This is a genomic window from Enterobacter cloacae complex sp. P2B, assembly GCF_014895985.1.
Taxonomy (GTDB): domain Bacteria; phylum Pseudomonadota; class Gammaproteobacteria; order Enterobacterales; family Enterobacteriaceae; genus Enterobacter; species Enterobacter bugandensis.
Genome location: NZ_JADBQQ010000027.1, coordinates 130,453 through 144,071, shown reverse-complemented (window position 1 = coordinate 144,071; position 13,619 = coordinate 130,453). Strand labels below are relative to the sequence as shown.

The 13,619-nt window shown below is 55.5% G+C and carries 12 protein-coding genes; 2 read left to right on the top strand and 10 right to left on the bottom strand.

Features of this window, described 5'->3' with window-relative positions:
• Position 1: 1 nt before the first annotated feature.
• From IM313_RS22130 to IM313_RS22095, 8 genes are all read right to left on the bottom strand, one after another.
• Positions 2-1,027, bottom strand: coding sequence for an ABC transporter permease (locus tag IM313_RS22130; RefSeq protein ID WP_192971280.1), 1,026 nt, complete (start codon positions 1,025-1,027; stop codon positions 2-4).
• Positions 1,027-2,121, bottom strand: a complete 1,095-nt coding sequence (locus IM313_RS22125) for a microcin C ABC transporter permease YejB (protein WP_028013880.1) — start codon at positions 2,119-2,121, stop codon at positions 1,027-1,029. The genes IM313_RS22130 and IM313_RS22125 overlap by 1 nt, the downstream gene beginning before the upstream one ends.
• 9 nt (positions 2,122-2,130) lie before the next feature.
• Positions 2,131-3,936: an extracellular solute-binding protein gene (locus tag IM313_RS22120; RefSeq protein ID WP_028013879.1), complete on the bottom strand. Its 1,806-nt coding sequence runs from the start codon at positions 3,934-3,936 to the stop codon at positions 2,131-2,133.
• Positions 3,937-4,010: 74 nt separating this feature from the next.
• Entirely contained in the window at positions 4,011-5,567 is a 1,557-nt protein-coding gene (locus IM313_RS22115; RefSeq protein WP_047367968.1) for a cyclic di-GMP phosphodiesterase, read from the bottom strand.
• A gap of 128 nt (positions 5,568-5,695) precedes the next feature.
• Positions 5,696-6,265 carry a bifunctional murein DD-endopeptidase/murein LD-carboxypeptidase gene (gene mepS / locus IM313_RS22110; protein ID WP_028013877.1) on the bottom strand — a complete coding sequence of 190 codons (570 nt, stop codon included), beginning with the start codon at positions 6,263-6,265 and terminating at the stop codon, positions 5,696-5,698.
• Positions 6,266-6,680: 415 nt separating this feature from the next.
• Positions 6,681-7,394, bottom strand: a complete 714-nt coding sequence (locus tag IM313_RS22105; protein WP_028013876.1) for a phosphatase PAP2 family protein — start codon at positions 7,392-7,394, stop codon at positions 6,681-6,683.
• A 33-nt stretch (positions 7,395-7,427) separates the two neighbouring features.
• Positions 7,428-8,414: a GTP-binding protein gene (locus IM313_RS22100; protein WP_048960965.1), complete on the bottom strand. Its 987-nt coding sequence runs from the start codon at positions 8,412-8,414 to the stop codon at positions 7,428-7,430.
• 123 nt (positions 8,415-8,537) lie between these two features.
• Positions 8,538-10,004, bottom strand: coding sequence for a mannitol dehydrogenase family protein (locus IM313_RS22095; protein ID WP_045259725.1), 1,467 nt, complete (start codon positions 10,002-10,004; stop codon positions 8,538-8,540).
• A gap of 205 nt (positions 10,005-10,209) precedes the next feature.
• Between IM313_RS22095 and uxuA the strand changes: the two genes are divergently transcribed.
• Positions 10,210-11,400: a mannonate dehydratase gene (gene uxuA / locus IM313_RS22090; RefSeq protein WP_192971281.1), complete on the top strand. Its 1,191-nt coding sequence runs from the start codon at positions 10,210-10,212 to the stop codon at positions 11,398-11,400.
• Between the two features lie 45 nt (positions 11,401-11,445).
• Here uxuA and yeiP read toward each other — a convergent pair whose 3' ends face one another.
• The gene (gene yeiP / locus IM313_RS22085; protein WP_008500940.1) at positions 11,446-12,018 is read right to left on the bottom strand and encodes an elongation factor P-like protein YeiP; all 573 of its coding nucleotides are present in this window, start codon (positions 12,016-12,018) and stop codon (positions 11,446-11,448) included.
• A gap of 162 nt (positions 12,019-12,180) precedes the next feature.
• Between yeiP and IM313_RS22080 the strand changes: the two genes are divergently transcribed.
• Positions 12,181-12,435 carry a YkgJ family cysteine cluster protein gene (locus tag IM313_RS22080; protein ID WP_028013872.1) on the top strand — a complete coding sequence of 85 codons (255 nt, stop codon included), beginning with the start codon at positions 12,181-12,183 and terminating at the stop codon, positions 12,433-12,435.
• Here the strand turns inward: IM313_RS22080 and setB are convergent.
• Positions 12,432-13,613: a sugar efflux transporter SetB gene (setB, locus tag IM313_RS22075; protein WP_192971282.1), complete on the bottom strand. Its 1,182-nt coding sequence runs from the start codon at positions 13,611-13,613 to the stop codon at positions 12,432-12,434. The genes IM313_RS22080 and setB overlap by 4 nt on opposite strands.
• Positions 13,614-13,619: the final 6 nt, after the last annotated feature.

Below are 13,619 nucleotides of genomic sequence, written 5' to 3'. Positions count from 1 at the left end.
CTTATACCGCCTTGTTGGGATCGAAGGCATCGCGCACGGCTTCGCCAATAAAAATCAACAGCGAAAGCAGCACGGCCACGGAAAGAAAGGCGGTGATGCCCAGCCACGGCGCCTGCAGGTTGTTCTTGCCCTGCAGCAGCAGTTCGCCGAGCGACGGCGACCCCAGCGGCAGGCCGAAGCCCAGAAAGTCCAGCGAGGTGAGGGTGGTGATGGAGCTGCACAGAATAAAGGGCAGGAAGGTGAGAGTCGCCACCACCGCATTGGGAAGCATATGGCGGAAGATGATTGCGCGATCGCTCACGCCTAACGCCTGCGCGGCGCGAATATAGTCGAAATTACGGGTGCGCAGAAACTCTGCCCGCACCACGCCCACCAGCGCCATCCAGCCAAACAGAACGGTGATGCCCAGCAGCCACCAGAAGCCCGGCTGTACCACGCTGGAAAGCAGAATGATCAGAAACAGCGTTGGCATACCGGACCAGACTTCGATGATACGCTGCCCCCACAGGTCAATTTTTCCGCCGTAGTAGCCCTGAACGGCGCCGGCCACTACGCCCATTACGCTGGAGAAGACGGTCAGCATCAATCCAAAGAGAATAGAAATCCGCGTACCGTAGAGGATGCGCGCCAGCACGTCGCCGCCGTTGGCGTCTGTTCCCAGCCAGTTTTGCGCAGAGGGCGGAGAAGGGAAGGGGGTTGTGGTCGCGAAGTTAATGCTGTTGGCGCCAAAGCGCACCGGAGCCCAGAGGGCCCAGCCGTGCTGTTCGATCTGCTGGCGCAGCCACGGATCCTGGTACTCCGCCGGGGTGGCAAACGGGCCGCCGAAGTCGCTTTCACTGTAGTTAGCCAGTACCGGCACGTACCAGCGGTCGTTAAAGTGCACCAGCAACGGTTTGTCGTTGGCGATCAGCTCCGAACACATGCTCAGGACAAACAGGAAAGCAAAAATCCACAGCGACCAGTAGCCGCGGCGGTTATGGCGAAAACGGGCCCAGCGGGCCTGGTTAACGGGGCTTAAACGCGGCATCAGCGGCCCTCAAAATCAATTCGGGGATCGACCAGCGTATAGCTGATATCGCTGATGATATTCAGCAGCAGGCCAATCAGGGTGAAAATATAGAGCGTGCCAAACATTACCGGATAATCGCGCGATACGGTGGCTTCGTAGCCCAGCAGGCCGAGACCGTTGAGCGAGAACATCACCTCAATCAGCAGCGAGCCGGTAAAAAACATGCTGATGAACGTGGCTGGAAATCCGGCAATCACCAGCAGCATGGCGTTGCGGAAAACGTGTTTCCACATAATCTGCTTCTCGCTGACCCCTTTGGCGCGGGCGGTCACGACATACTGCTTGCGGATTTCATCGAGAAAGGCATTTTTCGTTAACATGGTCAGGGCGGCAAACCCGCCGATCACCGTCGCCAGCACCGGCAGCGTGATATGCCAGAGATAGTCGGTGATTTTCTGGTACCACGGCAGCGTGCTGAAATCGGCGGAGACCAGCCCCCGCAGGGGGAAGATGTCGAAATAGCTGCCTCCGGCAAAGAAGACAATCAGCAGAACGGCAAACAGAAACGCCGGAATAGCATAGCCGATGATGATGAAGGTGCTGCTCCAGATATCGAAGCGGCTGCCGTTATGCACCGCTTTTCGGATCCCGAGCGGTATAGAGACCAGATAGATAATCAGCGTGCCCCACAGCCCCAGCGTGACCGAAACTGGCAGGCTTTGCTTGATCAACGTTAATACGGACGCACTGCGGAACAGGCTATCGCCAAAATCAAAGCGGATATAATCCCAGAGCATCTTGAAATAGCGCTCGTGTATCGGCTTATCAAAGCCGTAGCGATGGGTGATCTCGGCGATCACTTCAGGATCCAGCCCGCGCCCGCCGCGGTAGTGGCTTTCACTAATATTCCCCACGCCGGTTCGCGCATGGCTGGCGCCCATGCCTTCTCCGCCGCCGCCGGGCATGCCGCCGCTGTTGCCAAACTCAATGGCGGCAATGGCCTGGTCGACCGGCCCGCCCGGGGCAATTTGCACGATAAAAAAGTTAATGGTGATAATGGCCCACAGCGTGGGAATGACCAGCAGAAGTCGGCGTATTAAATAGGCACCCATGAAAATTCCTTATCGCCGCTCGGCGGGCAGTCTGGCGGCTTTATTCACGTCATACCACCAGGTGTCAAAGCCCAGAGAATAGACAGGGCGCACGGCAGGCACGGAGAACTTGTCCCAGCGCGCAAGGCGGTCTTCGCCCATATACCACATGGGCAGCATGTAGTAGTTCCAGGTTAACACCCTGTCGAGGGCGCGACCAAGCGGCAAGAGCTTATCTTTATCGCCCTGCGCAGCCACAATTTTTGCAATCAGGGCATCAATCGCCGGGCTTTTTACGCCTGGCGCATTGTACGAGGAGTCGATGTAGCTGGAGGCCCAGGAGATTTGCAGATCCGAGCTGGGCCACGGCTGCGCGGGCCACAGGCGTTGCATCATGTCGTAATCGCGGCTGCGCATGCGGTTGGTGATCTGCGCGTTATCGACCTGGCGAATGTTCATGGTGATCCCCAGCCGCGCAAGGTTGTGCTTAAACGGCAGCACCCACTGATCGTTGCCGCCGGAGGAGAGCAGCAGTTCAAAGCTTAAAGGCTTGCCGGTTTTCGCATTGACGCGTTTCTGGTTCTTCAGCTGCCAGCCTGCCTCATCCAGCAGCTTGCTGGCCTTCAGCAGGTTGTCGCGGTCGTAGCCGTCACCCTTTGAAGCGGGCGGCTGAAACACCGTGGTAAACACCTCCGGCGGCACTTCCGCTTTCAGCGGCGCCAGCAGGAGCAGTTCGTCGGCTTTAGGGTAGTCGCGCGCGGCATATTCGGTGTTCTGGAAATAGCTGTTCGCGCGGCTGTATGCTCCGTAAAACAGGGCTTTGTTCATCCATTCAAAATCGAAGGCCAGGGAAATGGCTTCCCGAACGCGGCGGTCGGTAAATACCGGGCGCTGAATATTAAACGCCAGCCAGCGCGTGTCCTGGGCGGATTCGTTTTTGTGCTCGTCTTTCACGATGTAGCCTTTCGTGAAGTTTTTGCCGATATAGCGGGTCGCCCAGTTTTTGGCGCTGTTCTCCACGCGTAAATCGAAGGCGCCGGCCTTGAACGCTTCAAACGCCACGTTATCGTCGAGGTAGTAGTCATAGCGAAGGGTGTCGAAATTCCAGCGCCCGCGGTTTACCGGCAGGTTAGCCGCCCAGTAATCTTTCACGCGGGAATAGACCACGTACTGCCCCATGCGCCAGTCGGTAATGCGGTAAGGGCCACCGGCCAGCGGCGGCGTGGAGAGCGGGTCGCTTAACTTATGGTTTTTCCAGAACGATTCAGGCATAACCGGCAGCGAGAACAGGCTAAGCATATTCTCTTTGTTCGGTTCGCTCAGCTCAATGCGTACGGTGAGGGGGGCAATGGCGCGCACCGTTGCGCCTTTATACACAATGCGGAACTGAGGAACGCCTTCGGTCATAAATTTATGAAACGTAAAAGCGACGTCGCTGGCCTTGACCGGCGTGCCGTCGTGAAAGCGGGCCCGGGGGTTTAGGGTAATTTCGGCCCAGGCGAAGTTATCCGCGTAGCGCACGTTATCGGCAATCAGCGGGTAATAGCTGCCGGGCTCATCATCAGACGTGACAAAAAGCGTGTCATAGAGCGATTCCGTTCGCGCCGCGGCCACGCCGCGCAGGGCGAAGCGGTTAAAGTTGTCGAACGTTCCCGTAGCCGAGAGCGTGACCTTTCCACCCTTAGGGGCGGCAGGATTGACGTAATCGAAGTGCGTAAAATTGACCGCGTATTTTGGCTCGCCAATCACGGCGAACGCGATGTTCTCTTTGATGGTTTGCGCCTGGCTGGACAGGCTCACGACTGCCAACCAAAGCAACATAAAGCGCATAAACATCTCGCGGCGGCTCCCTCTTTTACAGACCGGCTCAGTTAAGCTGAATAATAAGTGACGCCACGGGCAATGTGAAATTATTCCCCGTCAGGCGACACCGTATTTTGCCACGTGCGGAACTGCTCCAGCGGCATCGGGCGGCTAATCCAGTAACCCTGCAGATAATTAACCCCATGCTCGCGCAGCCAGGCCGCCTGTTCCGGTGTTTCCACCCCTTCCGCAACGGTCGACATATTCAGTCGTCTTGCCAGCGTCAGTACGGCATCCAGCACCGGGGAGGTCACGGTTTCTGTGCCAATGGCGTTGACAAAACCACGGTCGATTTTCAGGTAGTCCATGGTGAAATGTTCAAGATAAATCAGCGCGCTGTGGCCGGTGCCGAAATCGTCGATGGCAATTTCAAACCCTTCGTTATGAAGCCATTCGAAGAGGCTGTTAGCTTCCCGATGGTTCAGCATGTCGCGCTCGGTAATTTCCAGTACGATCTGGAAGTAATCAGGCGGCAGCAGGGCTTTGAAGGTGCGCATATCGTCTTTGAAGCTTTCCGCATGCAGATGCCCCGGCGCGATATTAATGCCCACTTTGGCACCCGGCGGCAGCACGGTCTGTAGCACTGGCGCATCGTGAATAATCAGGTCAAAAAGATGCAGCGTGAGCGGAACAATCAGCTTCTGCGCTTCGGCAAAATTGATAAAGGCGTCCGGCGGGATTTCACCCATGGTCGGGTGCTTCCAGCGCATCAGCACTTCAAGCCCGGTCATCCTGAGCGATTTGGCGTCGACAACGGGCTGATAAACTACATAAAACTGGCCGCGCTTGATGGCGCTCAGAATCTCTTTGCCCGGATTGAGACGCGTCGTGAGGATGTAGAAGTTAAGCGACCCTGCCGCAATCCCGCACACCAGCCCGAAGAACAGGGCGTAAAGTATCTCATCGGTCGTCCACTCCTCGGCGTACAGGTTGATGGTCAGAGGAACGTCTTTGAGCGTCGCGGTGCGCGCCGGCGTTTCATGTAAATCCTTCGCTTTGACGAGGGCGCTTGAGGCAGTGGATAACGCATTGTCGCCGATGACGATCGCGATGCCTGCAAACTCGTCCTGGCGCGCGGTGTAAAGCAGGTAAGGCGTCAGGTTGAGATTCACCGAGGTGAATACGCCGCCGTCCTTCACAAGCGGATTACGATACCAGATGGCAATCGCGGGCTTATTGGGCAGCATGGGCGTGCCGGGGAGCAGTGCGATATCAACCTGCTTGTTGATGTGCAGCTCGGGTATCAGCTCCTCCATCGGGGCATTCATTGGCCCTGTGGCTGACGAGCAGAACGCCATTTTGTCTCTGACCAGCAGGAAGGCGCGTACGTTGAGGCTGAAGGCCGCGCGCGAGGTCAGCTCCGCGTTAACGTCCTGGCAATTATTGAGCGTCAGCGGCTGGAGCACGTCGATGGAGGCTTTCAGCTCGTCAAAATAGCTCTCCATGTAGATGCGCACATCCATGATCAACGTATCGAATCGGATTTCCCGCTTGTGGTAGCTCCAGAAAAATTGCAATGAACCCAGGAGCAGGGCGGCGATCAGGCCGGTAATGATACTGAGGAACAGTATCTTTCGATGACTGGAGAAGTAGCGGGTGAGCATAAACGTCGTGGTTCCTGAATTGCCGCTGATTGTATTCATTGTAACGGGCAAAAAAAAACACCGCCGAAGCAGTGCTTTTTTTTTATTGTATCGCCAGCCAAGGGATAACCAACGATACAATTATCATATTAACTGCGGGTCAGTACGCGGCGCGCTTCGTTGTAGCGCTTCTTCCAGTACGGTTCATTCATGCTGGAAATGGTCACACCGCTGCTGGTGGAGGCATGTACAAACTGGTCATTACCAATGTAGATGCCCACATGTCGACCGGTAGAACCTGCACGGAACAGCACTAAATCGCCGGTGCGCAGTTTGGTACGTGAAATCGACTTGCCCATCTCCTGCTGTTCGTAGGTCGAACGCGGAAGATCTAACCCAAATTGCTCGCGGAAGGTACGCTGTACAAAGCCGGAACAATCAATGCCTTTTTTAGTGCTGCCGCCAAGACGGTAACGCACGCCTTTCCAGTCAGCATACTGGTCCATAATGCGGGACTTCACGTCCAGATTACGTACCATATTTTCAAATTCATCCTGAGAGGCTTGCAGTGAAGAGGAATCTTCCATTCCCACAACACGCGTCTCAGGATGCATATTCTTTGCGGTGTTCGATGTACTACATGCAGATAACAGTACCGCGACTGCTATCGCCGGGATCCCCCGTAAGATATATCTCAGAAACGGTTGAGATTTGACCATTTTGTTTATTTTCCCTTGAAGTCCTTAACGACAAATATCGTTATAAAAATGCCAAACGTGACGAGACTAATTATCTGTTCACATTGAGACAATTGTTTCTGGTGACATTTGTGGTGCAGCGCACAAAATTATTCACCATCGAAATAATTATCTCCATGGGGCAAAACGAGTTCGAGATTAACCGATTGCCAGGGCTATTGCGAGTAAAAAGAGCCTTTTTTTTATAAGAAATTGTGATACAGAAAGTAAAAATTTGTCATTGCACAAAATAGCGGCAGATCCGCCGCGTAATCGTGCAATTGCTTCATTTTTATCACGAATGCGATGACAAGAATATGACAGCGCAGAAAGATCGCGGGAAGGGCATTATCAGGGATCGTGATGATCCCCGATAGTTTGCGTTAAAAAACGGTAATTATTTGTTCAATTTTTGTTGCTTTCTACGCGGAAGATAGCGATCGAAAAGGGTAATTAGGCGATCGCTCAAAGGCGTCATCAGAACCCACGGCAGACCAATCAGCACCGCGGAAAGGGAACCCACGACAATATCCGTCAGCCAGTGCGCGCCAATCATCACGCGTGGGAAGGCAAATATCACCACAATAAGCAGGGCGATTGCGAACGCCTTCTTACCGAAATAGCGCAGCATGAAGCCAGAAAAAATAAGCAGCATCATGCCGTGATCGCCCGGGAAACTGTCCTTCGAGGCATCTTTTGTTGGAATATGCAGCAGTTCACTCACGCGATAAATATTCGGGAAAGAGAGCGAAGGACTTGCACGTTTTACCGGCATCAGATGTTGTGCCAGCTGATTAATGATCACCGCAGCCAGAAGCATCACCAGTCCGATAATCAGGATGCGGCGACGCCCCGTGTCATCCTCTTTGAGCCAGAAAGAGAGCATCAGGCAGCCCATGGCCAGCAGGGAAAAGCCGTCAAAGGCGCGGTTATTGGTAATTGCCACCAGCCACAGAAAGGCGTCACTCTTCACCAGCCCCTGGTTGAAGAAATGAAACAGGGATGAATCCAGCGGGAACCAGAAACCGTGATTCACCGGGATATACCAGGAGAAAAAGAGCGCCAGACCGGCGACATTAAGCAGTAGTATCTGGGGAATTCGAGTCGTCATAACGTTCTGCATTGAGTGAAAACTGGGGCAACGTTAGCCGCCCGAACTTAAACGAAGCTTCAACAGGCTGGACTGCAGGGCATTCCAGTCGGCGTTAACCGCACTAATTAACTCTATTCGGCTGTCAGGTGGCGCGACGTTTTGCGTTTCGATAAAGAAATCGTCGCCCTGGCGGTTGATCCGAACCAGCCCGTCTGGCGTGCGCATGATCCCTTTCACGCGGTCGACCGGCGCAAGCCTGGCCCACTCAAGGATGCCAATGGTATCGAAAACGGTATCGGCATCGAAAATCCATCCGCAGGCCTGATACCCCTGACCGCTGTTAAGGTTACGACGCCAGCGCTGGTGTTCCGGCAGGCTAAGCGCGGCCAGACCCTGCTTTGCAGAATGGTGATGCGCATGCTCTGCGCTGGCCGGGAGTTGCGCCAGGTTCAGACGGGGAAGATCCAGCAGGGCGCTATCAATATTCCCTTGAGTGGCCTGCACCCGCGTCCGATTGCCGCCGAAATGTTGCCACCACGCGTCCAGCGCGGCCCGGCTTTCCGCCGTGGCGCGATCTTCTTTATTGGCGACAATAACGTCTGCTGCGGCGAGCTGATCGCGAAAGTTCTCATTGGCCACCGCTTTTTCATCCAGAAGCTGACGCGGATCGAGCAGGCACAGCGTGGCGCGAAGATCGATCCACGGCTCGTAAACCGGGGCGGTCAGTAAATCGAGGATCTGCTTCGGGTGGCCCAGACCGGTAGGTTCAATCAGCAGGCGGTCCGGTTTGCCCTGACGCAGCAGCGTATTGAGGCCTACCTGCATCGGTAAGCCGTTAACGCAGCACATGCATCCGCCGGGGATCTCTTTAATCATTGCGCCGCTGGATGACAGCAACGCGCCATCAATGCCCACTTCGCCGAATTCATTGACCAGCACGGCCCATTTCTCGGCGGGATCTTTATTCGCCAGCAGATGAAGAATAGAGGTGGTTTTACCGCTGCCGAGAAAACCGGTGATGAGGTTGGTTTTGGTCACGTGCGCTCCGCAAGAGAATTGTGATGCTATAACACTATGCTCTTATCCTGGCGAAAAACGGGCGCAATGAGAAGGGGGAGGGCGAACGGAGGCAATGTCCGTTCGCATTAAGCGCAATAATCGCTAAAGATTTAACGTTTCAATAACAGCCTGGCGTGCGCCACGGCGGATGATGCGCTGGTAGGCCTGGCTGACAGCCTCAGCGAAAACGCTATTTTGCGCGAGATCGTGACCGAAGACCTCGCTCAGCCCCAGCAGCGCATCTACGCGGTCGGCGTCGCTGCTGGCCTCGACAATCGTGCGGATTTTATCGCTGAGGGGATCGCGAACGTCAATCGCGTTGCCGCGTTCGTCGAACCCGCTGACGTAGCGTATCCAGCCAGCGACGCCCAGCGCCAGCAGCGGCCATTCTGTTTTACGCTCAAGGTGGACGCGGATGCCATCCAGCATTCGCTGCGGCAGCTTCTGGCTACCGTCCATCGCGATTTGCCAGGTACGGTGCTGCAGCGCCGGGTTAGCAAAGCGATCGATCAGACTGTCGGCATAAGCAGTCAGGTCGACATCCTTTATACGCAGCGTAGGCGCCTGTTCATCCAGCATTAGCCGCCGGGCGGCTTCGCGGAAGGTGGCGTCCTCCATGCATTCATTAATATGCGCGTACCCGGCGAGATACCCCAGATACGCCAGGAAAGAGTGGCTGCCGTTAAGCATGCGTAATTTCATCTGCTCCCACGGCAGAACGTCCTGCACCATCTGAACGCCCGCCACTTCCCACTCCGGACGCCCGGCGACAAAATTATCTTCCACTACCCACTGAATAAACGGCTCGCAGCTTATGGCGCAGGGATCGTCAACGCCGAGCGCGTCGGCGATTTCCGCAAGCGAGGCCTCCGTCGCGGCGGGAACAATTCTGTCGACCATCGTTCCCGGAAAACTCACGTGGCCCTCGATCCACTCCGCCAGCGCCGGGGAGCGCTTTTGCGCCATGCCAAGCACCGCATTTTTCACCACGTGGCCGTTGTCCGGAATGTTGTCGCAGGAAAGCACGGTAAACGCAGGCAAGCCGCGCTCGCGACGGCGATTAAGGGCTTCGACCAGGATCCCCGGCGCGGAATGCGGCTCAGCGGGATTTTCCAGATCGTGGACGATCCGGGCGTTTTGTAAATCCAGCTTACCGGTCGCGGGATCGATGCAGTAGCCTTTCTCCGTAATGGTGAGCGACACAATCGCCACCTGCGGCTCGCAAAACTTCTCTATTATCGCGGGCAGAGAGTCCAGCTTTGCATTCAGGCATTCATGTACGGCCCCGACAATAATCGGCTGATTTCCTTCAGCACCTTTCTCCAGCACGGTAAACAGGTGATCCTGCGCGCGCAGCTGGCTCATCAGCACGTCGCCGCTGAACAGGCTAATCTCACAAATTCCCCAGTCGCCGCCTTTTTCATTCAGCACCCGGTTTGTTAACAATGCCTGATGCGCGCGGTGAAACGCACCGAAGCCGAAATGGACGATGCGGGAGCGCAGTTGATGACGATCGTAGCGCGGTTGTTGAACCTGGGCTGGAAGGGCGGTTGAGGCAATTGTCTTCATGAAATACACACCTGATTAACCATTAATTAACAATGTCAGTCTAAAGTTATATGACAGCAAATAAAATTGGTAAGCCGTAAATATCCCCGTTCTGTGAGTTTGATCAATCAATGTGTGGCGGCGTGTTGACCCTTCACGGCAAACATGTATGGTAGTCGTCATTGCAGTAACCGATATTGGTATAACAACTTGAGAGGATGAGGCAATGGAACAAACCTGGCGTTGGTACGGGCCGAACGATCCGGTTTCTCTTGATGATGTGCGTCAGGCTGGCGCAACGGGTGTCGTCACGGCGCTGCATCACATTCCTAACGGCCAGGTATGGCCGGTTGAGGAGATTCAACAGCGTCAGGCGCTGCTGGCGGAGAAGGGGTTAACCTGGTCTGTGGTAGAAAGCATTCCGGTTCACGAAGATATCAAAACCCATTCCGGGGAATACCGGACCTGGATAGCAAACTATCAGCAGAGCATTCGCAACCTGGCGGCCTGCGGCATTGATACGGTCTGCTATAACTTCATGCCAATTCTGGACTGGACGCGTACCGACCTGGAATATCAGATGCCGGACGGCTCGAAAGCGCTGCGTTTTGACCAGATTGCCTTTGCGGCGTTTGAGCTGCACATTCTGAAACGCGCGGGCGCCGAAGCGGATTACACCGCTGAAGAGCAGCAGCAGGCCCTTGAATGGTTCAATGCCGCCAGTGAAGCGGACGTTGAGAAGCTGACCCGCAATATCATTGCTGGCCTGCCGGGTGCGGAAGAGGGGTACACGCTGGACCAGTTCCGCGCGCGTCTGGCGGAATACGGCAATATTGATAAGCAGCAGCTGCGTGAAAACATGGCGTATTTCCTGCGCGCTATCGTTCCGGTTGCGGAAGAAGCCGGCGTGCGTCTGGCGGTACATCCGGACGATCCGCCGCGTCCTATCCTCGGCCTGCCGCGTATCGTGTCTACGATTGAAGATATGCAATGGCTGAAAGAGACGGTCGACAGCATCTATAACGGCTTTACCATGTGTACCGGCTCCTACGGCGTGCGCGCTGATAACGATCTGGTACGGATGATTGAAACCTTCGGCGATCGCATTCACTTTACGCATCTGCGTGCGACCTGCCGTGAAGAGAACCCAAAAACCTTCCACGAGGCGGCGCACCTTGGCGGTGATGTGAATATGGTGGCGGTGGTCGACGCTATTCTGGCTGAAGAGGCGCGTCGCAAGCAGGCGGGCGATGTGCGTCCTATTCCGTTCCGTCCGGATCACGGACACCAGATGCTGGACGATCTGCGTAAGAAAACCAACCCGGGCTATTCGGCGATTGGCCGCCTGAAGGGGATGGCGGAAGTGCGAGGGGTCGAGCTGGCGCTGAAGATGACGAAGTATCCGGAGCTTCTGTAACCGGAATTGTCGGGTGGCGAAGCCGCCACCCGACAAATGCCATAATCAGTCAGCACGACCCATATAGCGTTTTTCTTCAATATGGATGCGGATCTTCTCGCCAGCGGAGAGATATTCCGGCACCTGCACAACCAGCCCGGTAGTCAGGGTCGCTGGTTTGTTGCGCGCACTTGCTGACGCGCCTTTGATGCCCGGCGCGGTTTCAACGATTTCCAGATCCACGGTCTGCGGCAGTTCAAGCGCCAGCAGCACGCCGTCCCAGGTCAGTACCTGCATGTCTGGCATACCGCCTTCAGGAATGAACAGCAGCTCTTCTTCGATCTGATCTTTGGTGAAGATGTACGGGGTGTAATCTTCTTTATCCATGAACACGTATTCGTTGCCGTCGATGTAGGAGAAATCAACGTAGCGGCGGGTCAGGGTCACGGTATCAACGATATCGTCACCTTTAAAACGTTCTTCCACCTTCAGGCCGGTACGCACATCGGCGAAACGCATTTTGTACAGCGTCGCTGCACCACGGGCGCTTGGTGCCTGAATGTCGATGTCTTTCACAATCAGCAATTTGCCGTTGTAATTCAGTACCATACCTTTCTTAATTTCGTTCGCTCTTGGCATTGCAGTAATCCTGTCTACGGGAGGTAAAAAATATCGCGCCAAATTACTCGCGCGCGGCCTTTCAGGCAAGTGGAATTCGTGGCTTTTGCTATCAATACGCAAAAGGTGTTACTGTGCGCCCGATGCCCGACTGTACGGGTGTTCGCCACCGAGAGAGCATGTATGGATTGTCGTCCAGATTGCGGCGCGTGCTGTACCGCTCCGTCCATTTCAAGCCCCATTCCAGGCATGCCTGAAGGCAAGCCCGCCAATACCCGCTGCGTTCAGCTCTCTGAATCCAACCTGTGTATGATCTTTGAGTCTCCCCTGCGCCCGAAGGTCTGTTCCGGGCTTCAGCCATCAGCTGAAATGTGCGGCAGCACGCGCGCGCAGGCAATGACATGGCTGCTGGAGCTGGAAGCGCTCACCGCGCCTTAAACGTCTTTGATCCTCGCCAGACAGCCAATCGTCAGCGTACACATCACCAGCGCAATCCAGAACACCGTGTGGTAGTTCCAGATCTCGGCAACGATACCTGCCATCGAGCCCGCGATAATCCAGCCCACGCGGGTGGTATTAGTATAAAGGGTGGTGGCGGCACCTGCCTGCCCCGGCATCAGATCCTGGAAGTAGAGCATGCCAATCCCCGCCAGGATGCCGATATACACGGCGTTCAGCAGCTGTAAAGCAAGAAGCAGGGCTGGCGCATGGACCGTCAGCATGCCAACGTAGAATAGCAGCCCGGCGACGGCCGCGATGCGCATTAAAAAACGCTTTCCAAAACGCTTCGCATAATAGCCTGCAATCAGCATGGTTGGGATCTCAAGACCCGCGGCGGTGCCCATCATAATGCCGGCCAGCTTCTCCGGCAGGTGTAGCTCATCAATAATAAACAGCGGCATGTTAATGATATACAGGCTGTTAGTGCCCCACATCAGCGTGCAGATAACAAACAGGAGCAGGGCATCGCGGCGGTTACGACGCGGCGCTTCCAGCACGCCCGTTGCCACTTTGGGCTCTTTGCGCATTGACGGCAGAAAAAACCATACCATTGCGCCGCACGCCACAAACGCGACCGCCGCGCTCAGGTACATCACCGTAAAGCCAAACCCCATCGCCAGCGCGTAGGCCAGCGGCGGGCCAATTACCCATGCCAGCGACACCTGAGCGCGCAATATCGAGCTGAACATCACCGCTTCCCGCCCGGTATGGTCGGCATGTTCGCGGGCAAGGGCAAACAGCTGCGGGTTGGCGGTTGAGCCAAAGCTGCTCAGAAAAACGCCGATGAACAGCAAAACGAAATAGTTACGGTTCCAGGCAAACAGGACGCAGGCCAGCACCCCCAGCAGACAGCAGAAAACGATCAGGCTTTTACGATCGCCTTTGCGGTCGGAACGACCGGCGAGAAACTGGCTGACGAGAATGCCGATGATGGCGCTTCCGGTAAAAAAGAAGCCAACCATCGCCGGACGAGCGTGAACTTCGTTAGTCAGGAACAGGCTCAGCGTCGGGGTTTGCAACGCACCGGCGATGCCCGTGAAGAAGGCAACAATCAGGAACGCCGTTGACGTCAAATCAAAGGGCTTCGGCGCGGTGGCCGCTGGGGTGTTATGCATGTTTTA

Bases quoted from the DNA above. Each gene is read 5' to 3' on its own strand.
- IM313_RS22130 (WP_192971280.1), bottom strand. From the start codon at position 1,027: ATGCCGCGTTTAAGCCCCGTTAACCAGGCCCGCTGGGCCCGTTTTCGC.
- IM313_RS22125 (WP_028013880.1), bottom strand. From the start codon at position 2,121: ATGGGTGCCTATTTAATACGCCGACTTCTGCTGGTCATTCCCACGCTG.
- IM313_RS22120 (WP_028013879.1), bottom strand. From the start codon at position 3,936: ATGTTTATGCGCTTTATGTTGCTTTGGTTGGCAGTCGTGAGCCTGTCC.
- IM313_RS22115 (WP_047367968.1), bottom strand. From the start codon at position 5,567: ATGCTCACCCGCTACTTCTCCAGTCATCGAAAGATACTGTTCCTCAGT.
- mepS (WP_028013877.1), bottom strand. From the start codon at position 6,265: ATGGTCAAATCTCAACCGTTTCTGAGATATATCTTACGGGGGATCCCG.
- IM313_RS22105 (WP_028013876.1), bottom strand. From the start codon at position 7,394: ATGACGACTCGAATTCCCCAGATACTACTGCTTAATGTCGCCGGTCTG.
- IM313_RS22095 (WP_045259725.1), bottom strand. From the start codon at position 10,004: ATGAAGACAATTGCCTCAACCGCCCTTCCAGCCCAGGTTCAACAACCG.
- uxuA (WP_192971281.1), top strand. From the start codon at position 10,210: ATGGAACAAACCTGGCGTTGGTACGGGCCGAACGATCCGGTTTCTCTT.
- yeiP (WP_008500940.1), bottom strand. From the start codon at position 12,018: ATGCCAAGAGCGAACGAAATTAAGAAAGGTATGGTACTGAATTACAAC.
- IM313_RS22080 (WP_028013872.1), top strand. From the start codon at position 12,181: ATGGATTGTCGTCCAGATTGCGGCGCGTGCTGTACCGCTCCGTCCATT.
- setB (WP_192971282.1), bottom strand. From the start codon at position 13,613: ATGCATAACACCCCAGCGGCCACCGCGCCGAAGCCCTTTGATTTGACG.